Raw genomic sequence first — 23114 nt, 5'->3', positions numbered from 1 at the left:
GATCCCGACATGGTTTTTGCCTCCCTCGAGTTTCTGCTGCTGTTCCTGCCCACCTTCATGCTGGTGTATGCCCTGGTCCGGCCGGGGGGGCGCAACCATGTGCTGCTGATCGGCAGCTGGATCTTCTACGGCTGGCTGAGCCCGGCCTTCCTCCTGCTGCACGTGGTGCTGACGGTGGTGGGGTGGGTCGGTGGCCTGCTGGTGGAGCTGACTGATCCACAGTCGCGCCGGCGCTACCGCCTGCTGACCCTCTTGATCGTGGGCAACGTGCTGGTGCTGTGCTGGTACAAGTACGCCAACATCCTCGCCGCGACCTTCAACGAGTTGCTCACCGCGCACGGCTCCATGCCGTTCGAGTGGCAGAAGGTGGCGCTGCCCGCCGGCCTGTCGTTCATCGTGCTGCAGGTGATTTCCTACCTGGTCGACGTCCACCGCAAGGTGGTGCCGGTGGAGCGCAGCTTTGCCAACTTCGCCACCTACCTGGCGATGTTCGGCCACTCCATCGCCGGCCCGATCATCCGCTACGACTGGGTGCGTCGCGAGCTGGTCCAGCGCTACTTCAATCCGCTGAACTTCGCCCTGGGTGCGCGCCGTTTCATGATCGGCATGAGCATGAAGGTGCTGGTGGCCGACAGCCTGTCGCCGCTGGTGGATGTGGCTTTCCACCAGACCAACCCGTCCTTCGTCGATGCCTGGATCGGCTGCCTGGCTTACTCGCTCCAGCTGTTCTTCGACTTCGCCGGCTACAGCGCCATGGCCATCGGCCTGGGCCTGATGCTCGGCTTCCACTTCCCGGAGAACTTCAACCGGCCCTACTGGGCGCGCAATATCCAGGACTTCTGGCGGCGTTGGCACATCTCGCTGTCCAGCTGGCTGCGCGACTACCTGTACATCGGCCTGGGCGGCAACCGCTTCGGTACCTGGAAGACCTACCGCAACCTGTTCCTGATCATGGCCATCGGCGGTCTGTGGCATGGCGGCGACAGCTGGAACTACGTGCTCTGGGGCGCCGCCCACGGTATCGCCCTGTGCATCGACCGCGCCTGGAGCCGCGCCGGCCTGCCGGACCTTCCAGCGCCGCTGGCGCACACGGTGACGCTGCTGTTCGTCTGCCTGGCCTGGACCCTGTTCCGCTCGCCGGACTTCGCCACGGCGCTGGGCATGTATGCCGGCCAGTTCGGTTTCAACGGCTTCGCCCTGGGCGATGCCCTGGCGGCGACCCTGCGTCCGGCGCATGGCATCGCCGCCGCCCTCGGCGTGGTGTGTCTGCTGCTGCCGTTGCTGCAGACCCGTGCCGAGGCACGCTTCGGTCACAGCCTGACCTTCCGTGCGGTTGGCGCCTTGTGGCCGGTCGCCGGTTTCCTGCTGTCGTTCGCCCTGATCGCCAGCCGTGAAACCGTACCTTTCCTGTACTTCCAGTTCTAAGGGGACGTCCTTATGTCGAAAAAAGACGCTTCCCTCGCTCCGGTGCCGCCAAGTGCGATGACCATTCTGCTCAGCCCGGTGGCCGGAGTGGTGATGTTCGTGTTCCTGCTGGCCGGTCTGCTCAGCTGCCTGTGGGCCATGTTCGTCAGCGGCAAGGTGGACCTGCTGCCCAAGGACCACGGTTGGGCGGCTATCGGCGAGGGCGAGATCACTCACCATATCGCCAAGGAGCTGTCCCATGTGGCGCTGGCCAGGAAGGCTGCCGACCTGGAGCGCGCCGCCAGCTGGCTGCTGATTGGCGACACCGGTGCGCGCGTGCGCCAGGGGTGTCCGGGCTGGCTGTTCCTGGCCGACGAGAACCGCATTCACCCGCGTGCCGAGGACAATGCCCAGGCGCGTGCGCAGAAGGTGCTCGCCGTGCGTGACTGGCTGGCGGCGCGCAACATCCGCCTGCTGGTGGCTCTGGTGCCGGACAAGAGCCGGATCGCCGCCGACCAGCTGTGCGGTATCAGCCGTTCCGCCCAGCTGGCCGATCGCGCGCAGCGCTGGCAGGCGCAGCTGCAGCAGGCCGGCGTGGCGGTGCTGGACCTGGCACCGACCCTGCAGAGGCTGGGCAGTTCGGCCTACCTGCGCAGCGACACCCACTGGAGCGAAGCAGGGGCGCAGGCTGCCGCACTGGCCCTGGCGCCGCAGATCGGCGCGCTCGGCGTGACCCCTACACCGGCTCAGCAGCTCAAGCGTGAGCTGCAGGCGGAGGCGCCGCGCCCTGGCGATCTGGTGCGTCTGGCGGGCCTCGACTGGCTACCGGAAGGCCTGCAGCCGGCGGGCGAGCGGGTGGCCGAGTCGCGCTTCAGCAAGGTCGAGCAGGCCGAGGCAATGAGCGAGGACGACCTGTTTGGTGACAGTCAGCTGCCCAATGTCGCGCTGATCGGTACCTCCTTCTCGCGCAACTCCAACTTCGTGGCCTTCCTCGAGCAGGCACTGGGGGCCAGCCTGGGCAACTTTGCCAAGGACGGCGGCGAATTCTCCGGCGCCGCCAAGGACTACTTCGCCAGCCCGGCTTTCCGCGAAACGCCACCGCAGCTGCTGATCTGGGAGATTCCCGAGCGCGACCTGCAGTCGCCCTACAAGGACGACATCGAGCTGTCGACGCTGTAACAACTTGTAATGAAAGTTCGCCCGGGGCGCGGCATGTGCTTGCCCCGGTGACGCGGTCAGATGCAGTGAGAGCAGTCCCGGAGCCGGCACTCGCCGGCGCCTTCCCCGCGGTCGAAGGAGGCCGCCATGTCCCGTCTAGTCCTTGTCCTTGCAGTTCTGGCCCTGAGCCTCAGCGGTTGCGCCGTGTACGGCGGTGACTACGGTTATCCCGGCCCCAGCGTGCGCTATTACGAGAGTTATCCCTCCACCCGCATCTATTACTACGAAGACGATCGCAGCTATCACCGTTGGCACCGCGACCGTTATCAGGAGCGTCGCCACTCCTACTACGCGCCGGGCTATGACGGTCGTTACCAATGGCAGGATGGCAGGCGCCACGAGCGCTATCGCGAGCATGACCGTGGTTACCAGCCACCGCGCCATGGCTGGGACCAGCGCTATCGCAGCCATGACCGGCGTGACCGGTCTTACTGGCAGCAGCAACATGGCGGGCAGCGTTATGACGGCTATCCGCGCCGGCACGATGGCACCCGCGAGCATGATGGCAGGCGCCACTCGCAACAGCGCGAGGGCGTTGGCGGTACGCGCCGCGCCTACTGATGGGGGAACGGCGAAGGATGCAGGTCCTTCGCCGTTTTCCTGTTCAGCCGATCATTCGACGAACAGTTTCTGCACCGCCGAGAAGTCCAGCTTGCCGTTGCCCTGCTTGAGCAGCAGGCGATACAGCTGCAGCGCCAGCGCACCCATCGGTGTGCTGCTGCCGGTAGCCTGCGCGGCTTCCTGAGCGAGGCCAAGGTCCTTGGCCATCAGTTCGGCCATAAAGCCGCCCGCATAACCCTTGGATGCCGGCACGTTCTCCATCACCCCCGGCCAGGGGTTGTACTTCTCCAGGCTCCAGTTGCCGCCCGAACTCTGGCGCATGATCTCGGCCAGCACGGCCGGGTCCAGGCCGCTGGCCACGCCCAGGGCCATGGCTTCGGCGGTGCCGATCATGTGCACCGCGAGCAGCTGGTTGTTGCACACCTTGGCCACCTGGCCGGCACCGTCGGGGCCGGCGTGGAAGATGTTCTTGCCCATGGCGGCGAGCACGGTGCGCGCGCATTCCAGCGCCTCGGCCTTGCCGCCGACCATGAAGGTCAGGGTGCCGGCGGCGGCGCCGGCAGTACCGCCGGACACGGGCGCATCGAGCAGGGCGATGCCACGTGCGGCGGCGGCCGCATGCACCTTGCGCGCGGAGTCCGGGGCGATGGTCGAGCATTCCAGCACCAGGCTGCCGGGCGTGATCTTCTGCAGCAGGCCGTCATCGCCCAGGTACAGTCCCTCCACATGGCGGCTGGCGGGCAGCATGCTGACCACCACCTGGGCGTCGTGCACGGCCTCGGCGGCATTGGCGGCGCGCTTGCCGCCATCCTGGGCGAAGGCGTCCAGCGCCTCCTGCGCCAGGTCGAAGGCGGTGACGGCAAAGCCGGCCTTGAGCAGGTTGCGGGCCATCGGCAGGCCCATGTGGCCAAGGCCGATGAAGGCGATCTGGGTCATTGTTATTGTTCTCCTCGTGGGTGGCTCAGGGCTGTTGCTGGAACAGGGCGTTGATCCGGGCGAAGGGTTCGGCCTGCTCGGCGAAGGTGAAGCTGCCCTGCGTGCGCACTTCCTCGGCGGCGCGCAGGAAGGCGCCAAAGGCGGCGCGGGCCAGGGACGAACCGAGGCTGATGCGCTTGACGCCCAGTTCGGCCAGCTCACTGACGGTGAAGCTGGCCGAACCCAGCCCCATCACCACGTTGACGGGTTTGGGCGCCACGGCGCGCACCACTGCGGCGATGTCCTCGCGGCTGCGCAGGCCGGGGGCATAGAGCACGTCGGCACCGGCTTCGGCATAGGCCTGCAGGCGGCTAATGGTGTCGGCCAGGTCGGCGCGGCCGTGCAGGAAGTTCTCCGCGCGGGCGCAGAGGGTGAAGGGGAAGGGCAGGGCGCGGGCCGCCTCGACCGAAGCCTGGATGCGTTCTACCGCGAGCTCGTACGGGTAGATTGGCGTATCCGCCTGGCCGCTGGCATCCTCGATGGAGCCGCCGACCAGGCCGGCCTGGGCCGCCAGGTGGATGGTCTGGGCGCATTCTTGCGGGCTGTCGCCAAAGCCGTTCTCCAGGTCGGCGGCTACCGGCAGGCCCGTGGCGGCGATGATCGCCCGGGCGTTGTCCAGGGCGTCCTCGCGGCTGATCAGGCCGGCGCCATCCTGCCGGCCTAGGCTGAAGGCCAGGCCGGCGCTGGTGGTGGCCAGCGCCTCGAAGCCAAGTGCCGCAAGGGCCTTGGCCGAGCCGGCATCCCAGGGGTTGGGGAGGACGAAGCACCCGGGGCGCCGGTGCAGCGCCTGGAAGGCCTGGGCTTGGTGCAACTGGCTGGACATGGCGTGCTCCTTGGCTACAGGTCCGCCAGTGGGTGGACGCCGTCCCACACCGGCTCGAAGTGGGCGGCGATCACCGCCGCCGGAATGGTCGCCGGGTCGGGCCAGTGCCACTTCGGCGCCTGGTCCTTGTCGATCAGGCGTGCGCGCACACCCTCGGGGAATTCCGGGTGGCGGCAGCAGTTCAGGCTCATGGCGTATTCCATGCGGAACACCTCGGCCAGCGACAGGTGGCGGGCGCGGCGGATCTGCTCCCAGACCAGGTGTGCGGTCAGCGGGCAGCCGGCGGCCAGGGTCTTGGCGGCGCGTGCCAGCAGCGGGTCGTCGTCGCCCTGCAGGGCGCTGAGTGCCTGCCAGGCGGCGGGCAGGTCGGCCACGTCGAGCAGCGCGTCGATGCGCTCGCGGCGCGGCAGCCACTGGGCTTGGGGCAACTCGGCGCGGGCCTCGTGCTCCAGGGCGCGCAGCAGGCTGTTGAGCTGCTCCGGTGCCTGCTGTTGCCAGTTCATCTGCACCAGACCGTCGAGCAGCGCGTCCTGCTGCTCGTCACGCAGAAAGCGGTCGGCGAGATTCAGGTCCAGAGCGTCGCGGGCGTTGATGCCGGCGGCGGTGAGGCCGAGAAACAGGCCGAGCCTGCCTGGCAGACGGGCGAGGAACCAGCTGCCGCCGACATCCGGAAACAGGCCGATATTGATCTCCGGCATGCCCAGGCGGCTGCTCGGGGTGACGATGCGGGTCGCCGCGCCCTGCATCAGGCCCATACCGCCGCCCAGCACATGGCCATGGGCCCAGCAGATCAGCGGTTTCGGGTAGGTGTGGATGCGGTGATCGAGGCGGTATTCGTCGGCGAAGAAGCGTCGCGCCAGCGGCGGCACCTCGCCGGGATGTTCGCGGCACTGCTGCGCCAGCTGCACCACGTCGCCACCGGCGCAGAAGGCCTTGGGCCCGTTGCCGCGCAGCAGCACGCAGGCGATACGCTCGTCCTCGGTCCACTGCTTCAGCTTGGCATCCAGGGCCTCGATCATCGGCAAGGTCAGGGCGTTGAGGCTCTTCTCCGCATCCAGGCTGGCGATGCCGATGCGATAGCCGTGCTGGGCGGGACGTTCTTCGAAATGCATGTTCATCAGGCGGGCCATCGTAGGGTGGATAAGCGCGTAGCGTTATCCAGCGAAGGGAAGGTTGGTGGAAAAGACCTGCGGTCGTTTTCCACCCTGCGGATCACTTGTTGCGCCACTGGGCGTCGCGTTTTTCGAGGAAGGCGTTGACGCCCTCGCGGGTATCGTCGGCGTCGAACAGGTCGACGAAGCGCTCGCGCTCCTCGGACAGCCAGGTGTTCGGTCCACGTTCGCGGGCGCCCTGGATCAGCGGCTTGATGGTGCGCACCGCCACCGGGCTCTGCCGTGCCACCTTGGCCGCCAGCAGCAGGGCGGTGCCGCGCGCTTCGCCACTGTCCACCACCTGTTCGACCAGGCCGATGCGCAGGGCGGTCTCGGCGTCGATGCGTTCGCCGCAGAGGATCATGCGCTTGGCCCAGCCTTCGCCGACCAGCCACGGCAGCGCCTGGGTGCCGCCGGCGCAGGGCAGCAGGCCGACCGTGGCTTCCGGCAGGGCCATCTGTGCCTGCCGTTCGGCGATGCGGATGTCGCAGGCCAGGGCGCATTCCAGGCCACCGCCCATGGCGTAGCCGTTGATCGCGGCGATGGACACGCCGCGGAAGTCGCGCAGGGTCTCGAAGGCCTCGCCGAAGCGCCGCGCCATCTCGCGGGCGCGGGCCTTGTCGCCGTCGGCGAACAGGTTGAGGTCGGCGCCGGCGCTGAAGAACTTGCTACCCTGGCCGGTCACCACCAGGGCGTAGACGTCGTCGTCGCGGTTGAGGTGCTCGACCACCTGCTTGAGGCCGATCAGCGAGTCTCGGTCCCAGGTGTTGGCCGGCGGATGGTTGATGGTGATCAGCGCGGTATGGCCGTGCTTCTCCACGGTCAGCTTGTGGGTCAGGTCGAACATGCCGGGGTTGTAGGGTTCGATGGCGGTGCTCATAACGGTCCTCGTCGGATTACTCCCCTCTCCCATTCATGGGAGAGGGGCAGGGGGAGAGGGAGGTTGATCGGCCCCCTCTCCCTGACCCTCTCCCCGAGGGGAGAGGGGACTAAAAGCCAAAACTACAGCAGGCGATCGAGCATGCCGCCCTGGTCCAGCAGGCGGCGGGCGATGATCACCCGCATGATCTCGTTGGTGCCTTCCAGAATCTGGTGAACGCGGCTATCGCGCACCCAGCGCTCCAGTGGGTAGTCGTTCAGGTAACCGTAGCCGCCATGCAGTTGCAGCGCTTCGTTGCACAGGGCGAAGCAGTGGTCGGTAGCGAAGCGCTTGGCCATGGCGCAGTACAGCGCGGCCTCGGCGTGGCGGTTGTCCAGCTTGTGCGCGGCCAGGCGCACCATCTGCCGGCTGGCGGTCAGGTCGGTGAGCATGTCGGCCAGCTTGAACTGCAGGGCCTGGAACTCGGCCAGTGGTTTGCCGAACTGCTTGCGCTCCTCAACGTAGCGCAGGCTCTGCTCCAGCGCTGCCTGGGCCGCGCCGAGCGAGCAGCTGGCGATGTTCAGGCGGCCGCCGTCCAGGCCCTTCATGGCGTAGACGAAGCCCTGGCCCTCGGGGCCGATGCGGTTGCCGGCGGGGATGCGCACGCCCTCGAAGCTGATGGTGCGGGTTGGTTGCGCCTTCCAGCCCATCTTGTCCTCGTTGCGTCCGTACTTCACGCCCTCGGCACCCGCCGGCACCAGGAAGCAGGAGATGCCCCTGGCGCCGTCCTCGCCGGTGCGGGCCATGACGATCAAGACATCCGTGCTGCCCGCACCGGAGATAAAGCACTTGCTGCCGTCCAGCAGGTACTCGTCGCCCTCGCGGCGGGCACGGGTACGCAGGTGGGCGGCGTCGGAGCCGGCGTCCGGCTCGGTCAGGCAGTAGGAAGCCAGCAGCTCGCCGCTGGTCAGCCCTGGCAGGTACTGCGCTTTCAGGGCTTCATCAGCGAAACTGGCCAGCATCCAGGTGGCCATATTGTGGATGGTCAGGTAGGCCGTGGTGGCCACGCAGCCGGCGGCGAGCTGTTCGAAGATCAGCGAACTGGTCAGGCGCGACAGGCCCAGGCCGCCGTCGTCCTCGCCGATGTACAGGGCCAGGTAGCCCTGCTCGGCGGCGCGGCGGATCACCTCCAGCGGGAAGTGCTGCTCGCGGTCCCAGTCGGCGGCATGCGGCGCCAGCTCCCGCGTGGCGAAGGCGCGGGCGCTGTCGACCAGCAGGCGTTGTTCTTCGTTCAGCTCAAAGTCCATAGGCTCTCACTGCAATGTCGTGGGCTGGCCGGCGGCGCGCCGCTCGGCCCGCCATTCGGCCAGGCTGGGCGCGGCCTTGTCGCCGTCCAGGCGGTGGACGATCTCGAAGTAATCCTGATGCCGTGGCGAGGCCATCACCTCGGCGCGGCTCTTGACCCGTACCGCGTACACCGTCTGCACATTCTGGTGGTCGAAGGTGCGCCACTCCTGCGGGCCCTTGAGCAGGCTGTAGCGGTGGCCTTCCAGGGCCTTGATCAGTGCCTCGCTGTCCAGGCTCTTGGCGCGGGCGGCGGCCTCCGCCCACTGCTGGACGATGCTGTAGGCCGAGGCGGCGGCGCTGGAGGGGTAGACCTCATAGCGCTCGGTGAAGTTGCGCACGAAGGCCTGGCCGGCCTGGCTGCCCTCCAGCTCCGGCACGCGCCAGGTCCAGGGCTCGGTGCCCACCACGCCTTCCATCAGGCCGGGGCCGGCCTGCTCGACGATGCCCTGGGTCAGGTTGGGCGCGACGATCTGCACCTTGCGGGTCAGGCCGAGTTTCTCGGCCACGCGCATGGCGCGCACCAGGTCCTCGCCGAACAGCACCAGTACCAGCACCTCGGCGTCGCTCTGCGCGGCCTGGGTCAGGGCGTTCTGGTAGTCGGCCATGCGCGCGCCGGGGAAGGGGACCTTGAGGCCGGGGTTGCGCGCGCCGTCCTGGGTTCCGGTGGTCTCGCGCAGCGAGCTCTCGGTGGTGTTACCCCAGGTGTAGTCGGCGGTGACGTAGAAATAGCGCTTGTCCGGCAGCTGCTTGGCCAGGTACTGGCCGAGCACGCGGGCGCTCATCCAGGCACTGTTGCACTCGCGGAACAGGTAGCGGTGGCCGTCCTTGCCGGTGGTGTCGTTGGAATAGGTGAGGGTGCCGAAGTACAGCAGGCCGTGTTCCCTGGCGCGCTTGCCGGCGGCGATCGCGGCGGCGCTGGAGGCACCACCGAAGAGCATGGCGGCACCTTCGCCGGCCATCTTGTCGACGTTGCGTGCGGCCTTCTCCGGGCGCGAGGCGTCGTCCAGGCTGGACAGGCGCAGCGGGCGGCCGAGCACGCCGCCCTTGGCGTTCAGCTCGTCGATGGCCAGCAGGGCTCCACGCATCTGTGCCAGTCCTTCTTCCTTGTAGCTGCCGGTGCGCGGGTAGCTGAGGCCGAGGGTGATCGGCTCGGCCGCCTGCGCGGCGGCGGTGAGTCCGGCCCAGAGGGCCAGACAGGCAGTCAGTCGTTTCATGCAATGCTCCCTGTTGTTGTTATGCCAGGGCCGACTGTGCAGACCTGGCGAACGCGGAGGCATTGTCTTTTCGTCGTAGTGGCACCGTGGTGCCGCGGATCAACCTTTACTTCAGTTGAATGGTCATGTTCGGGCCCGTTACTGGAGTGTCATCAAACCACCTGCTGGTGACGGTCTTGGTCTCGGTGTAGAAGCGCACCGCCTGCTTGCCGTAGGCGTGCAGGTCGCCGTAGAAGGAGCCCTTCCAGCCGGTGAAGGAGAAGAATGGCAGCGGCACCGGGATCGGCACGTTGATGCCCACCTGGCCGACCTCCACCGCATGCTGGTAATGCCGCGCGGCGCCACCGGAGCGGGTGAAGATGCTGGTGCCGTTGCCAAACGGGCTGGCGTTGACCAGCTCGATGGCCTGTTCCAGGGTGTCGACCTCCATGCACACCAGCACCGGGCCGAAGATCTCCTCGCGGTAGATCGACATGTTCGGCTTGACGTTGCGGAACAGGGTCGGGCCCAGCCAGTTGCCGTCGGGATAGCCCGGCACCTCGCAGTGGCTGCCGTCGAGCAGGCACTCGGCGCCTTCCGCCTTGCCCTCGGCGATCAGCTTCTGCACGCGCTGCTTGGCCTGCTGGCTGATCAGTGGGCCGTAGGCGGCGCCGCTGTCCTTCCAGTAGCCGGGGCGCAGCTCGGCCATCTGCGCGGCCAGTTCGGCAATCCACTGTTTCGACTCGCCGACGAACACCGCCACGCTGATCGCCATGCAGCGCTGCCCGGCGGCGCCGCAGCTGGCACCCACCAGGTTGCTGAGCACCTGGTCCTTGGGCGCGTCGGGCATGATCACCATATGGTTCTTGGCGCCGGCGAAGGCCTGCACGCGCTTCAGGTGTTGTGTGCCCGTGCGGTAGATATGCTGGCCCACCGGCACCGAGCCGACGAAGGAAATGGCGCGGATGTCCTCGTGGGTGAGCAGGGCGTCCACCACCTCGCGGCCGCCGTGCAGCACCTGCAGCACGCCGGCCGGCGCACCGGCCTCGAGGAACAGCTCGGCCAGACGGTTGGGCGTCAGCGGGTCCTGCTCGGAGGGCTTGAGGATGAAGGTGTTGCCGCAGGCGATGGCCAGCGGGAACATCCACAGCGGGATCATCGCCGGGAAGTTGAACGGGGTGATGCCGACGCACACGCCGAGCGGCTGGATATAGCTGGCGGTGTCGATCTCGCGGGCGACGTTCTCCACCGTCTCGCCCATCATCAGGCTGCAGATGTTGGCCGCATGCTCGGCTACCTCGATACCGCGCCAGACGTCGCCCTTGGCATCGGCGAAGGTCTTGCCGGTCTCGCTGGCGAGGATCTCGGCCAGCTCGTCATGGTGCTCCTTGAGCAGGTGCTGGTAGCGCAGCATCAGCCGCGCGCGTTCCGGCACCGGGACTTCGCGCCAGCTGAAGAAGGCCTGCTTGGCGCCGGCGATGGCCGCCTCGATTTCCTCGTGGGTGGCCTTGGGCGCCAGGGCCAGCACTTCCTGAGTGGCCGGGTCGGTCACCTCGATCAGTTCGCGGGCGTTGCTGGCCTGCCATTGGCCGTTGATCAGCTGGGGGATCACCTGGGGCATCGAGGGCCTCCTGATTGTTCTTATGTGCCCCTGTTATAGCCGCAGCCGATCCCCCTGTGGATTGACGATCTTGCTCGGGGGATGGACGATCTTGGCATTCGAACAACAATGAGGGCGCCATGAACGCCTCGGTGGAAACCTCCAACTGGCCACTGCCGGCCAACGGCCTGCGCTTTATCGTGCCGCCTCGGCTGAGGCGTGTACTGGCCCGTCACCCGCTCTCTGCAGGCTGCTATCCGCTGGCTCTGGGCTTCTACCCGGAGGCCGCCGGGCACCGTATGCAGCGGCCTCTACCGGATGACCACCTGCTCATCTACTGCCGCGCCGGGCGTGGCTGGCTGGACTGCGGGGATGGACGATTGGAGGTGGGTGGCGGTGACCTGCTGCTGTTGCCCAAGGGCCTGGCGCACACCTACGGCGCCGACCCGCAGCGGCCCTGGACCATCCACTGGGTGCATTTCGACGGCGCCCTGTGCGACGACTTCCTGCGTCTGCTGGGCAAGCCCGGCGTACGTCGTATCGGTGTGCAGCCACGCCTGCTGACCGACTTCGAGGCGCTGCTCGGCCTGCACCGCCGTGGCCTCAACCCGGCGCACTTCATCCACGCCGCCCACCAGCTGCAGGCGCTGCTCAGCTCGCTGGCCGTGCTGCCGATCCGCACCACGCTGAAATCCGGACGGGTACTGGACGTGGACGCGGTGCAGGCGGTGATGCGCAGCCACCTGCACGGCAGCCTCAACCTCGACGAGCTGGCCGCGCAGTTCAAGCTGTCGCGTTTCCACTTTGCCAAGACCTACCGTGCCCTGACCGGCCATGCGCCGATCCAGGACTTCATCCAGCTGAAGATGGCCCAGGCCTGCCGCCTGCTCGACCAGGGCAGCCTGGAGGTGCGGCAGATCGCCGAGCAGCTGGGCTACGACGACCCGTACTACTTCTCGCGGCTGTTCAGGAAGGTGGTGGGCATGGCGCCCAGTCATTACCGGGCGCTGCATCGCGGCTGATCAGGCGAGCAGGCGCAGCCACAGCTGCAGCTCGGGGCGCAGCGCCTCGCGCAGCTCAGCCAGCGGCTGTTGCAGGCCGAGGCGCTGTTGCGCCGGCAGGGGTTCGATCAGGGCGGCCGCGTCGGCCTGCAGGGCGCTGGCGACCAGGACCAGGTCGGTGAGGTCCGCTGCGCCTTCGTGCTGGCGCTGCCACTGGCCGCGCTGGCGCGCGCATTCGATGACGGCAGCGGGCAGTTGCCAGCGCGTCAGCACCAGCGCGCCGATGTCGGCGGAGAGCTGGTCGCACAATTCGTCCAGTGCCGCCATCTCGCGCGGGAAGTCCGGCCAGTGCTGCAGCTCGTCCAGCAGCGGCAGGCTGCCGATGTCCTGCAGCAGGCCGGCGAGCATGGCGTCATCCAGCGTCAGGCTGCAGCGCTGTGCCAATGCCGCGCAGTAGGCGGCGCGCTCCCGCGCACGCCGCCAGCGCAGGGCAAAGGCCTGCTGCAGGATGGCTTCGCGGCTGGCGAACAGGTGGCGCACGGTGAAGCCCAGCACCAGGTCGTTGAGCTGGCGGGTGCCCAGTCGCGCCAGCAGGTCGCGCATGGACATGCCCTGGCGGCCGCCGCGCAGCAGCGGGCTGTCGGCGAACTGCATCAGATAGGCCGCCAGCGGCGGATCGCTGTTGATCACCCGTGCCAACTGTTCCAGCGAGGTGCGCGGGTCCTCCAGCAGGCGGCGAATGCGCAGGGCGGCTTCCGGCATCTGTGGCACCTTGGCTTCACCCTTGAGAAAACGGGTGAGCAGGGCGAAACGCACGGCATTGGCGGACTGCGACATAGTGACGACGACGAGGGGCAAGGGGGTGGCAATGCTAGCAAATTGCAGGCGCCGACGCATGAATGGCCGGGTGAGCGGCCCGTGCGAGCGATCAGATCGAGCAGACCCTGCCGGCCAGCTCCACTCGGCCGAAACGGGCGCCGGGGTCGAGCGGGGTGATGGCCAGCAGGCGATCCAGGCGCACTTCCTGCCGGCCCTCGTCGGTCTGCAGCACGAGGAACTCCTCCTTGCTCGCCGCCGTGCGGGTATCCAGCGCTCTGGCCATGAAGCCGGGGCCGTCGACCAGCTCGACCTGCAGGCGATAGCCGTGCATGCAGGCGATCTCCAGGTAGTCGTACAGGTCGCAGTTCAGGGGCTGGTAATCGGCCATTTCGGTTTCTCCCGGTTCGCCAGTGTCGACGCCTAGGGCAAGTCTAGGTGCTGGCTGAGTTTCACACCCGGGCAATGGTCGCCAGCCCGGTAGCGACCAGCTTCTCCAGGCCATCCTTCAGCGCAAATACATCGGCCCGGCACACCGCCTGGCGCTGGCCGGCCTTGAGCACCTCGCTGCGGCACAGCAGGCGCTCGCCGACGGCCGGGGCCAGCAGGTTGAGCTTGTACTCGCTGGTGACCACGTCGCCGCACAGCGAGGCCGCCGCCCAGGCGCAGCCGCTGTCGACCATGAAGCCGACCACCGCGCCGTGCAGGTAGCCGTGGTGCTGGCACAGGTCCGGCCGGCTGCGTACCTGCAGGCTGACGCGGCCGGGTTCGAAGTCGAGCAGTTCGGCGCCCAGCAGCTGGGCGAAGGTGGAGTGTTGCAGCGCCTGCTCCAGGCGTTCGCGGCTGATCCCGGTTACGTTGTCGTCAGTGCTCATGATCCATGCTCCTCGGCAGTGGGAGCTTGCAGTCTTGGTCGGCTGGCGTGGCGCCGCCACACGCATCCAGCGGCGTGATGGCGCGGCATCAGCCTTGACTTGCCCGGGTGCCTTGCCTAGCGTGCCGCTTTCGTTTTTACCGCAGGAAAGCCGCATGAGCGCCGACGACCGCATCAAACTCGAACCGGGCTGGAAAGAAGCCCTGCGCGAGGAGTTCGACAAGCCTTACATGAAGGCGCTGAGCGAATTCCTGCGTACCGAGAAGGCGGCCGGCAAGGTGATCTATCCGCCGGGGCCGCTGATCTTCAATGCGCTCAATTCCACGCCGCTGGATCAGGTCAAGGTGGTGATCATCGGCCAGGACCCCTATCACGGTCCCGGCCAGGCCCATGGCCTGTGCTTCTCGGTACAGCCGGGCGTGCCGGCGCCGCCTTCGCTGGTGAACATCTTCAAGGAGCTCAAGCGCGACCTGAACATCGACATCCCCGCGCACGGCTACCTGCAGAGCTGGGCGGAGCAGGGCGTGCTGCTGCTCAACACTTCGCTGACGGTGCAGCAGGCCAGCGCCGGATCGCACGCCGACAAGGGCTGGCAGCCTTTCACCGACAAGGTGATCGAGGTGGTCAATGCGCGCCCCGGCAACCTGGTGTTCCTGCTCTGGGGCGCGCACGCGCAGAGCAAGCAGAAGCTGATCGATACCACCCGCCATCTGGTGCTGAAGTCGGCGCATCCCTCGCCGCTGTCGGCCTACCGGGGTTTCCTCGGCAACGGCCACTTCAGCCGCACCAACCAGTACCTCAAGCAGTGCGGTCTTACTCCGATCGACTGGCGACTCCCGCCGCTGCCGGCGTGATGCACTCCAGCCCGGCGATGTCCTCGCGCAGAGCACCGAGGCGGTCATACAGGCGCTGGCGCTGGGCGTTGTCGGCGCTGGCAATCAGCTGGCCGAACAACTCGGCCAGGTCGTCTTCGCTCTGCGCGAACGACTGCCGGTAGGCATCACTCCAGTAGCTCTGTCGTTCGCGCAGCAGGCGCTCGATGCGCGCGGCGAAGTCGGCACTGCGGCGGCCCTCCAGCTCCTGCAGCAACGCTGCCTGCCAGCGCTCGCGGCTGTCCAGCCACAGGCGGTTCTGCTCGCCGCGTTGCCCTGCCCAGCTGCGCACCAGTGCTTGTTGCGCTGCGTTGAGCTCGCCGAACCAGGGCTGTAGGCGCTTTTCCGTGTTCTCCGCGCGTAGCGCGATCTGCTGTTCCAGCGGTGGGGTGACGAATTCGCGGCGCAGCTCGGCATTTTCCCTGGCCATCTGTTCGCGTAACTGCTGCACCTGCAGCGGGCTGAGCTGCTGCAGCAGGCCGGCGACGGTCGGGCTGACCTCTCCGGGAATCTGTTCGAGCGCAGCGCGCAGCTCGCCCAGGCGGGCGCGCAGCTGAGGCGCGTCCAGTTCGCCGGCGGCAAGGGCGGCGCGGTCCTGGTCCAGCCAGTGGGTCAGCAGCGGCAGCTGGGTGCTGCAGTGCCAGGTCAGGTGCTGGTCCAGGCGCGGTTCGAGCCAGGCCTTCTGTTCGGCATTCAGGTCGAGGTAGCGGTCGATGCGCCAGGCCAGCAGCCAGTCGAGGTTGCGGTAGGCCAGGTCGAAACGGCTGCAGGCGCCGAGCAGCGCCAGGCAGGCCAGCAGGGTGAGCAGACGCAGCGGTCGTCGCATGGCAGCCTCCGGGGGGCGTTGCTGCGTCAGCCTAGTCCAGGCGCTTGTGGATGCGCATCACGGCCAGGCCCAGCAGCACGATGCAGAACACTCCTAGGATCAGGATCTCCCGCCACAGTTCCTCGACACCGGCGCCACGCAGCATGATGCTGCGCATTGCGAATCCGCAGGTTGATGAAAAAGGCCGCTCATCGAGCGGCCTTGCTGAACATGGTCGAAGGATCAGCCGACGCTAACCTTCGGCATCTCTGGCATATTCAGGGTCTGCTCGGCGCGCGGCGCCAGCACTTCGGCCTCGCCGTCGACCACCTGCTCCTGGTTCTGGTTGAACACGCGGGTGGCCAGGCGTACGCGGCCCTTGGGCAGTTTCTCCAGCACTTCCAGTTGCACGGTCAGGGTGTCACCGAGTTTCACCGGACGGGTGAACTTGAGCTGCTGGCCGAGGTAGATGGTGCCCGGGCCGGGCAGGCGGCAGGCGATGGCCGCGCTGATCAGCGCGCCGCTGAACATGCCGTGGGCGATGCGCTCTTTGAACATCGTCTCGGCGGCGAAGGCAGCGTCCAGGTGCACCGGGTTGTTGTCGCCGGAGACGGCGGCGAACAGCTGGATGTCGCGTTCCTCGACGGTCCTTTCCAGACTGGCCTGCTGGCCGACTTCAAGGTTGTCGTAGGGGATGTTGGTGACCTGGGTCATACGGGTTCCTCGATGGGGTGGGTGCACGCGCGGCTGCGGGCCAGGGCCCGGTCCAGCCAGTCGCGCAGGTAGGTGGTGACTTCGTCGCGGTTGCTCTCGTTGAGCAGCTCGTGGCGGGCTTGGGGATATATCTTCAGCTCTACGTTGTGCAAACCGGCAGTGCGCAGGGCGCCGGCCAGGTCGCCCAGGCGCTTGCCCTGGCTGACCGGGTCGTGGTCGCCGCCGATTACCAGCAGCGGCAGGTCGGCGTCTATCTGCGCCAGGTTCTCTACCGGGGTGATCTGTTGCAGGCCGCCCATCAGGTCGCACCACAGCTGGGTGGTGCAGACGAAGCCGCACAGCGGGTCGGTCACGTACTTGTCCACTTCCGCCGGGTCGCGGCTGAGCCAGTCGAAGGCGGTGCGATTGGGCTTGAAGGCTTTGTTGAACGAGCCGAAGGAGAGGAAGTCGATCAGCCGGCTGCGTCCGGTCGGGCCCAGGCGCCAGCGCTCGAAACGGGTGATCAGGCTTGCGGCCTGGTAGACCGGCAACGGCTGGTAGTTCGAGCCGGACAGGATGGCGCCCTGCAGGCTGCAACTGTGCTGCATCAGGTAGGCGATGCCGATGTAGCTGCCCATGCTGTGGCCGAGCAGGAAGATCGGCGCCTGCGGGTGCTGTTTACGGATGTAGTGATTGAGCGTGGCCAGGTCGCCGACCACCTTGTTCCAGCCGTCCGTGTCGGCGTAGTGGCCGAGCAGGCCCTGGTCCGCCGTGCGGCCATGGCCGCGCTGATCCAGGGCATACACACCATAGCCGGCGGCAGTGAGCGCCTCGGCCAGGCGCGCATAGCGCTCGGCATGTTCCGCCATGCCGTGAGCGATCATCAGCAGCGCCTTGGGCGGTGTCTCGGTCGGCCAGTGGAGTACGCGCAGGGCGGTGCCGTCACTGGCGCCGATCCGGAAGTCTTGTGGGTGCATGGCGATCCTTGTGCCCGGTTATTGGCGGCATTGTGCATGGCCGGGGCTATCGCGCAAAGGGCCGCTAGCGCCACTCGTTGTGACGTTTGAGGATGCGCAGGTACTCGCCGCTGGCGTGCAGTTCGAGCAGGCCGCGCTCGAAGATTGCGGCCCAGTCTGGTTGGCCGGGTCCTGGGGCGGTGAAACCGACCACCAGGGGAATGCTCTCCAGAGCCGGTTCCTGCCACACCAGGCGGTCGCGCAGGTTCGTATCGTTGGAAATCAGGTGCTCGCCAACCCGTCGTTCCAATAGCACCAGGTCGAATCGCCTGGCTGCCAGTTTGCGCAGGTTGCTGATGTCGTCGACCGCCTCCTCCAGGTGGATGCCCGAATTCATGATACGGGCCGGGTAGCCGTAGCCGCGGACAACGCCGACTCGAAGACCGCGCAGATCGTCCAGGCTACTGAAGACTAACGGGGTGTTGCGTCTGACGAAAAGGCCTAGCTGACTGTAGAAGAGTGGGCGTGAGGCCCGCAGTTTTTCCTCCCTGACCTCCCGTGGCCAAAGGGGTAGGGCACCCTGGTAGCGACTGGAATGCAGCTTGGCACGTACACGTGCCCACGGCATGAAGTCGATGTCCGGGTTGTAGCCCTGCGTGGCGAAGGCGCTGCGGGTGAGTTCGATAAAGCTGCCGCCGGCCGGCAATGACGCTGAACTGTAGGGTGGATACTCCGGTGCTGCGAGGCGTGGTTCGGCCGCCAGTGGCAGGCAAAACAGCGCGATAGTGGCGAGCAATAGGGGGCGATGCATGGTCGATGCCGAGCAGGGAGGCACAACAAGCTATAGACCAGTGCGCGGGGAATCGCTGAAAAGCATGGTAAAGATTCATGCGGTCAATGAGCGTGGCCGGGGGATATGCCGGCGCGGATGGAGCTGTTAAGTTCCCGATCAGCCCGGCCGCAACCCAGGTGGCTGGCCCGCATCTTCAGGTCTAGGGGAATAACAACAATGCAACCTGATTTCTGGGACGACAAACGCCCTGCCGGTGTCGCCAACCAGCTCGACTTCGCTTCCTATCGTTCGGTGGTCGAGGTTTTCGAACGATCCTGCAAGAAATTCGCCGATCGCCCGGCCTTCACCAACCTCGGTGTTACGCTGACTTACGCCGAACTGGAGCGCCATTCCGCAGCCTTCGCCGCCTGGCTGCAGAAGAATACCGACCTCAAGCCCGGTGATCGTATCGCCGTGCAGATGCCCAACGTGCTCCAGTATCCGATCGCTGTATTCGGCGCCATGCGCGCCGGGCTGATCGTGGTCAACACCAACCCGCTGTACACCGTGCGCGAGATGCGCCACCAGTTCAATGACGCCGGTGTGCGTGCCCTGGTCTACCTCAATACCTTCGGCAAGTCGGTGCAGGAAGTGCTGCCCGATACCCAGGTCGAGTACCTGATCGAAGCGCGCCTGGGCGACATGCTGCCGTCGTTCAAGGGGCTGCTGATCAACGCGGCGGTCAAGCACCTGAAAAAAATGGTGCCGGATTACCAGCTGCCGCAGGCCATCTCCTTCAAGCAGGTGCTGCGCGAAGGCAAGGGCCACGCCTTCCAGCCGGCCAAACAGGAGCTGAATGATATCGCCGTACTGCAGTACACCGGCGGCACCACCGGGGTGGCCAAGGGGGCCATGCTCACCCACGGCAACCTGGTGGCCAACATGCTGCAGGTGTACAACTGCCTGCAGCAGCTCGGTGACGATGGTCTGCCGCTGATGAAGGAAGGCGGCGAGGTCATGATCGCGCCGCTGCCGCTCTACCATATCTATGCGTTCACTGCGAACTGCATGTGCATGATGGTCAGTGGCAACCACAACGTACTGATCACCAACCCGCGCGACATCCCCGGCTTCGTCAAGGAACTGGGCAAGTGGCAGTTCTCCGCGCTGCTGGGGCTGAACACCCTGTTCGTCGCGCTGATGGACCATCCGGACTTCAAGAATCTCGATTTTTCTCGCCTGAAAGTCACCAACTCGGGTGGCACGGCACTGGTCAAAGCCACCGCCGAGCGCTGGCAGCAGATGACCGGCTGCACCATCGTCGAGGGCTATGGCCTCACCGAGACTTCGCCGGTAGCCACCACCAACTCCTACGGCAAGCTGGCGCGCCTGGGCTCGGTAGGCATTCCGGTGGCCGGCACCACGCTCAAGGTGATCGACGACAACGGCGTCGAGCAGCCGCTGGGCGAGCGCGGCGAGCTGTGCATCAAGGGCCCGCAGGTGATGAAGGGCTACTGGCAGCGCCCAGAGGCGACGGCCGAGGTGCTGGACGAGGAGGGCTGGTTCAAGACCGGTGATATCGCCGTGATCGATCCGGATGGCCACACGCGCATCGTCGACCGCAAGAAGGACATGATCATCGTCTCCGGCTTCAACGTGTATCCCAACGAGATCGAAGAAGTGGTCATGGCGCATCCGAAGGTGGCCAGCTGCGCGGCCATCGGTGTGCCGGACGAGAAGTCCGGCGAGGCGGTCAAGCTGTTCGTGGTCGCTCGCGAGGGCGGGGTCACCGTCGAGGAGATCAAGGCCTATTGCAAGGAGAACTTCACCGGCTACAAGGTGCCCAAGCACATCGTGCTGAAGGATGCCCTGCCGATGACGCCGGTCGGCAAGATTCTCCGTCGCGAGCTGCGCGACATCGCCTGAAGCCCCGTCCTCAAGCGGTTCCCATCTGCTCTATCAGGAAATGACCGATCTAATATGATCGGTCATTTTTCTGACCGCCGGGGCCATGTTTGGTGCTAGGCGCTCCCCGGCAAAGCTGCTACTCTCGGCACGCTTTGCGCCAGTCCCCACCTCGCGTCAAGGTCAATCATCACAACAAACAACCGCCATTGCGCGCGGTGTAGACAAGCTGTTGCTCAGGAGTAGGCTTCCATGACCGATAACTTCTGGAAGGACAAATACCCTGTCGGAATCGCTGCCGAAATCGATGCCGACCAGTACCCCAATATCCAGGCCGTACTGAAAGAGTCCTGCCAACGTTTTGCCGATAAGCCTGCTTTCAGCAACATGGGCAAGACCCTGACCTACGGCGAGCTTTACGAGCTCTCCGGCGTCTTCGCCGCCTACCTGCAGAACCACACCGACCTCAAGGCCGGCGATCGCATCGCCGTGCAGTTGCCCAACGTCCTGCAATACCCCGTCGTGGTATTCGGCGCCCTGCGCGCCGGCATGATCGTGGTCAACACCAACCCGCTGTACACCGCGCGGGAGATGGAACACCAGTTCAACGACTCCGGCGCCAAGGCGCTGGTGTGCCTGGCCAACATGGCCCACCTGGCCGAGGAAGTGCTGCCCAAGACCGGCATCAAGCACGTCATCGTCACCGAAGTGGGTGACCTGCTGCCGCCGCTCAAGCGCCTGCTGGTCAACACCGTGGTTAAGCACGTGAAGAAGATGGTCCCGGCATTCAACCTGCCGCAGGCCGTCAAGCTGACCAAGGCCCTGGCCCTGGGCCGTGGCAAGCCGGTCAGCGAGGCCAGCCCGGCCAATGGTGACATCGCCGTGCTGCAGTACACCGGCGGTACCACCGGCGTCGCCAAGGGTGCCATGCTGACCCACCGCAACCTGGTGGCCAACATGCTGCAGGCCAAGGCGCTGATGGGCTCCAACCTCGGCGAAGGCTGCGAGACCGTGATCTGCCCGCTGCCGCTGTACCACATCTACGCCTTCACTTTCCATTGCATGGCGATGATGCTGACCGGTAGCCACAACATCCTCATCACCAACCCGCGTGACCTGCCGGGTACCGTGAAGGAACTGGGCAAGTGGAAGTTCACCGCCTTCGTCGGTCTCAACACCCTGTTCGTTGCCCTGTGCAACAACGAGGACTTCCGTCGCCTGGACCTGTCCAGCCTGAAGCTGACCCTGTCCGGTGGCATGGCCCTGCAACTGGCCACCGCCGAGCGCTGGAAGGAAGTCACCGGCTGCTCCATCTGTGAAGGTTACGGCATGACCGAAACCAGCCCGGTGGTGTCGGTCAACCCGTACCAGAACATCCAGATCGGTACCATTGGTATTCCGGTGCCCTCGACCCTGTGCAAGGTCATCGACGACGAAGGCAACGACCTCCCGATGGGCGAGCGTGGCGAGCTGTGTGTCAAGGGCCCGCAGGTGATGAAGGGCTACTGGCAGCGCCAGGAAGCCACCGACGAGATGCTCTCGGCTGATGGCTGGCTGAAGACCGGCGACATCGCGGTGATCCAGGACGACGGCTACATGCGCATCGTCGACCGCAAAAAGGACATGATCTTGGTGTCCGGATTCAACGTGTACCCGAACGAGCTGGAAGATGTGCTCGCCACCCTGCCGGGCGTGCTGCAGTGCGCGGCCATCGGCGTGCCGGACGAGAAGTCGGGTGAGGCGATCAAGGTCTTCATCGTGGTGCGTCCGGGCGAGAGCCTGACCAAGGAGCAGGTGCTGGAGCACATGCGTTCCAACGTCACCGGTTACAAGGTGCCGCGTTTCGTCGAGTTCCGCGACAGCCTGCCGACCACCAACGTCGGTAAGATCCTGCGCCGCGAGCTGCGCGACCAGGAGCTGAAGAAGATCGCCGCCACGGCCTGATCTTCCGCCACATGAAAAAGCCCCGCCTTGGCGGGGCTTTTTCGTTTCTGCGGTTCTCTCATTCGGGCAATAGCGCCCGGCGCAAAGCCTCGGGCAGGTTAGTTGGCTGCTCGTTTCCGGGGTAGATGCATGCCTGGCACGAGGCGGCCTGTCCGAAGCCTGACGGTGCCCGATATCGACGCCGAGGGCGGTCCTTCCGGGCGCTACGGTCGGGCTGGTGCAGTGTCACCGCCGGCGGCAGGATGTTCGCAGCGAGGGCCTTGGGCGGCTCCTCGCCGCCGATGTTGTGGGAGAGAAACGCATGGGGCGCCTCAATCACGAAGTAGTCGATAAGGGGCGTGCTGCGGGTTAGCTGTAGCCGATCGGTATGATGCGGGGGCATGACGGCGCACGTCTGGCTGCATCGCCGAGGGTGTGCGCCGACGTAGCCCGACTATCCATGGAGTGATCCGGCGCCCCAAGGCACGACAATGGCTCGCGTGTTCCGGCCCCTTACAGTTTGAGCTTGCGGATTGCCTTGCCCAGGTCTTCGGCCAGCCCCACCAGTTCGTGGCTGGTGCTGGCGGAGGCCAGGGTCTGCTGCACCGTCTGCTCGGTAACGTCGCGGATGCCCACCACCGAGCGGGTCATCTCCTCGGCGACCTGGCTCTGCTGCTCGGCGGCCACGGCGATCTGTGTGTTGCTTTCGCGCATCAGCGCCACGGCGCGGGCGATATCGCCCAGGGCCTCGCCGGCGGCATTGGCTTCCTGCACGCAGTGGTCGGCCTTGATCGAGCTTTCCTGCATGAACTCCACGGCATCGCGGCTGGCTGCCTGCAGGTTGCCGATCATGCGGGTGATCTCGTCGGTGGAGTCCTGCACGCGCCTGGCCAGGTTGCGGACCTCATCGGCCACCACGGCGAAGCCGCGGCCCATCTCGCCAGCACGCGCTGCTTCGATGGCGGCGTTGAGCGCCAGCAGGTTGGTCTGCTCGGCGATGCCGTGAATGGTTTCGACCATACCGCCGATGGTGCGGCTGTCGTCGGCCAGCTTCTGGATCATCTCGGCCGTCTGCTGCACGCCCTGCGACAGGTTGGCGATGGCCGAACCGGCACGCGCCACCACCTGCTGGCCGACGCCGCTGAGGCGATCCGCCTCGGTGGACTGGTCGCGGGTGTCGGCAGCGTGCTGGGCGATATGGTGCACGGTGGTGGACATCTCGTTGATCGCGGTGGCGGCCTGGTCGGTCTCGCTCTGCTGGCCGAGCATGCCGCTGCGCACCTGCTCCATGCTCACGGCCAGGCGCCGCGCACCTTCGTCGAGGCTGGCGGCGGCCTGGGCCACGGTGCCGACCACGCGCTGGTAT

General features: G+C 66.4%; 23 protein-coding genes. 7 read left to right on the top strand and 16 right to left on the bottom strand.

Features of this window, described 5'->3' with window-relative positions:
- Positions 1 to 9: 9 nt before the first annotated feature.
- The 3 genes from ACOAPY_RS15470 (at position 10) to ACOAPY_RS15460 (ending at position 3183) form a co-directional block, all read left to right on the top strand.
- Entirely contained in the window at positions 10 to 1425 is a 1416-nt protein-coding gene (locus ACOAPY_RS15470) for an MBOAT family O-acyltransferase (RefSeq protein ID WP_465153887.1), read from the top strand.
- A 57-nt stretch (positions 1426 to 1482) separates the two neighbouring features.
- Entirely contained in the window at positions 1483 to 2583 is a 1101-nt protein-coding gene (locus ACOAPY_RS15465; RefSeq protein ID WP_465153886.1) for an alginate O-acetyltransferase AlgX-related protein, read from the top strand.
- 126 nt (positions 2584 to 2709) lie between these two features.
- Entirely contained in the window at positions 2710 to 3183 is a 474-nt protein-coding gene (locus ACOAPY_RS15460; RefSeq protein WP_076579431.1) for a hypothetical protein, read from the top strand.
- 51 nt (positions 3184 to 3234) lie between these two features.
- Here ACOAPY_RS15460 and mmsB read toward each other — a convergent pair whose 3' ends face one another.
- From mmsB to ACOAPY_RS15425, 7 genes are all read right to left on the bottom strand, one after another.
- Positions 3235 to 4119 (bottom strand): 3-hydroxyisobutyrate dehydrogenase, encoded by an 885-nt coding sequence (gene mmsB, locus ACOAPY_RS15455; RefSeq protein ID WP_465153885.1) that lies wholly within the window; start codon positions 4117 to 4119, stop codon positions 3235 to 3237.
- Between the two features lie 25 nt (positions 4120 to 4144).
- Positions 4145 to 4981, bottom strand: a complete 837-nt coding sequence (locus tag ACOAPY_RS15450; protein ID WP_465153884.1) for an isocitrate lyase/PEP mutase family protein — start codon at positions 4979 to 4981, stop codon at positions 4145 to 4147.
- A gap of 14 nt (positions 4982 to 4995) precedes the next feature.
- Positions 4996 to 6099: an enoyl-CoA hydratase/isomerase family protein gene (locus ACOAPY_RS15445; protein ID WP_465153883.1), complete on the bottom strand. Its 1104-nt coding sequence runs from the start codon at positions 6097 to 6099 to the stop codon at positions 4996 to 4998.
- 94 nt (positions 6100 to 6193) lie between these two features.
- Entirely contained in the window at positions 6194 to 7012 is an 819-nt protein-coding gene (locus ACOAPY_RS15440; protein WP_021699332.1) for an enoyl-CoA hydratase, read from the bottom strand.
- A gap of 122 nt (positions 7013 to 7134) precedes the next feature.
- A complete protein-coding gene (locus ACOAPY_RS15435) occupies positions 7135 to 8298 on the bottom strand; it encodes an isobutyryl-CoA dehydrogenase (protein WP_465153882.1) in 1164 nt (387 codons plus the stop codon).
- A gap of 6 nt (positions 8299 to 8304) precedes the next feature.
- Complete coding sequence (locus ACOAPY_RS15430) at positions 8305 to 9552, bottom strand: ABC transporter substrate-binding protein (protein WP_465153881.1); 1248 nt, start codon at positions 9550 to 9552, stop codon at positions 8305 to 8307.
- A 106-nt stretch (positions 9553 to 9658) separates the two neighbouring features.
- Entirely contained in the window at positions 9659 to 11152 is a 1494-nt protein-coding gene (locus tag ACOAPY_RS15425; RefSeq protein ID WP_465153880.1) for a CoA-acylating methylmalonate-semialdehyde dehydrogenase, read from the bottom strand.
- A gap of 119 nt (positions 11153 to 11271) precedes the next feature.
- On the opposite strand from ACOAPY_RS15425, the gene ACOAPY_RS15420 reads away from it, so the two are divergent.
- Entirely contained in the window at positions 11272 to 12153 is an 882-nt protein-coding gene (locus tag ACOAPY_RS15420) for an AraC family transcriptional regulator (protein ID WP_061903725.1), read from the top strand.
- On the opposite strand, the gene ACOAPY_RS15415 is transcribed toward ACOAPY_RS15420, so the two are convergent.
- From ACOAPY_RS15415 to ACOAPY_RS15405, 3 genes are all read right to left on the bottom strand, one after another.
- Positions 12154 to 12969 (bottom strand): HDOD domain-containing protein, encoded by an 816-nt coding sequence (locus ACOAPY_RS15415; protein ID WP_465153879.1) that lies wholly within the window; start codon positions 12967 to 12969, stop codon positions 12154 to 12156. It lies immediately after the preceding gene.
- Positions 12970 to 13060: 91 nt separating this feature from the next.
- Complete coding sequence (locus ACOAPY_RS15410) at positions 13061 to 13339, bottom strand: Rho-binding antiterminator (RefSeq protein ID WP_465153878.1); 279 nt, start codon at positions 13337 to 13339, stop codon at positions 13061 to 13063.
- 61 nt (positions 13340 to 13400) lie between these two features.
- The gene (locus ACOAPY_RS15405) at positions 13401 to 13823 is read right to left on the bottom strand and encodes a PaaI family thioesterase (protein WP_465153877.1); all 423 of its coding nucleotides are present in this window, start codon (positions 13821 to 13823) and stop codon (positions 13401 to 13403) included.
- A 154-nt stretch (positions 13824 to 13977) separates the two neighbouring features.
- On the opposite strand from ACOAPY_RS15405, the gene ung reads away from it, so the two are divergent.
- Positions 13978 to 14676 (top strand): uracil-DNA glycosylase, encoded by a 699-nt coding sequence (gene ung, locus ACOAPY_RS15400; RefSeq protein ID WP_465153876.1) that lies wholly within the window; start codon positions 13978 to 13980, stop codon positions 14674 to 14676.
- On the opposite strand, the gene ACOAPY_RS15395 is transcribed toward ung, so the two are convergent.
- From ACOAPY_RS15395 to ACOAPY_RS15375, 5 genes are all read right to left on the bottom strand, one after another.
- Entirely contained in the window at positions 14636 to 15520 is an 885-nt protein-coding gene (locus ACOAPY_RS15395) for a DUF6279 family lipoprotein (protein ID WP_465153875.1), read from the bottom strand. The genes ung and ACOAPY_RS15395 overlap by 41 nt on opposite strands.
- A 31-nt stretch (positions 15521 to 15551) precedes the next feature.
- The gene (locus tag ACOAPY_RS15390; protein WP_465153874.1) at positions 15552 to 15677 is read right to left on the bottom strand and encodes a hypothetical protein; all 126 of its coding nucleotides are present in this window, start codon (positions 15675 to 15677) and stop codon (positions 15552 to 15554) included.
- A gap of 65 nt (positions 15678 to 15742) precedes the next feature.
- Positions 15743 to 16213, bottom strand: coding sequence for a MaoC family dehydratase (locus tag ACOAPY_RS15385; RefSeq protein WP_465153873.1), 471 nt, complete (start codon positions 16211 to 16213; stop codon positions 15743 to 15745).
- The gene (locus ACOAPY_RS15380; protein WP_465153872.1) at positions 16210 to 17169 is read right to left on the bottom strand and encodes an alpha/beta hydrolase; all 960 of its coding nucleotides are present in this window, start codon (positions 17167 to 17169) and stop codon (positions 16210 to 16212) included. Before ACOAPY_RS15380 ends, ACOAPY_RS15385 begins: the two co-directional genes overlap by 4 nt.
- A 64-nt stretch (positions 17170 to 17233) precedes the next feature.
- The gene (locus ACOAPY_RS15375) at positions 17234 to 17959 is read right to left on the bottom strand and encodes a substrate-binding periplasmic protein (protein ID WP_465153871.1); all 726 of its coding nucleotides are present in this window, start codon (positions 17957 to 17959) and stop codon (positions 17234 to 17236) included.
- A 198-nt stretch (positions 17960 to 18157) separates the two neighbouring features.
- Here ACOAPY_RS15375 and fadD2 point away from each other — a divergent pair, with 198 nt between their 5' ends.
- Together fadD2 and fadD1 are read left to right on the top strand one after the other, a co-directional pair.
- Positions 18158 to 19846 (top strand): long-chain-fatty-acid--CoA ligase FadD2, encoded by a 1689-nt coding sequence (fadD2, locus tag ACOAPY_RS15370; protein ID WP_465153870.1) that lies wholly within the window; start codon positions 18158 to 18160, stop codon positions 19844 to 19846.
- Positions 19847 to 20077: 231 nt separating this feature from the next.
- On the top strand, positions 20078 to 21769 hold the full coding sequence (fadD1, locus tag ACOAPY_RS15365; protein ID WP_465153869.1) for a long-chain-fatty-acid--CoA ligase FadD1: 1692 nt from the start codon (positions 20078 to 20080) through the stop codon (positions 21767 to 21769).
- A gap of 492 nt (positions 21770 to 22261) precedes the next feature.
- Here the strand turns inward: fadD1 and ACOAPY_RS15360 are convergent, their stop codons facing one another.
- Positions 22262 to 23017 carry a methyl-accepting chemotaxis protein gene (locus tag ACOAPY_RS15360; protein WP_372237600.1) on the bottom strand — a complete coding sequence of 252 codons (756 nt, stop codon included), beginning with the start codon at positions 23015 to 23017 and terminating at the stop codon, positions 22262 to 22264.
- Between the last annotated feature and the right edge of the window lie 97 nt (positions 23018 to 23114).

This window comes from Pseudomonas stagnisoli (assembly GCF_048595745.1).
GTDB classification, from domain to species: domain Bacteria; phylum Pseudomonadota; class Gammaproteobacteria; order Pseudomonadales; family Pseudomonadaceae; genus Aquipseudomonas; species Aquipseudomonas alcaligenes_A.
The sequence above is the reverse complement of the archived record's forward strand: the minus strand, read 5'-3'. Positions and strand labels throughout refer to the sequence as shown.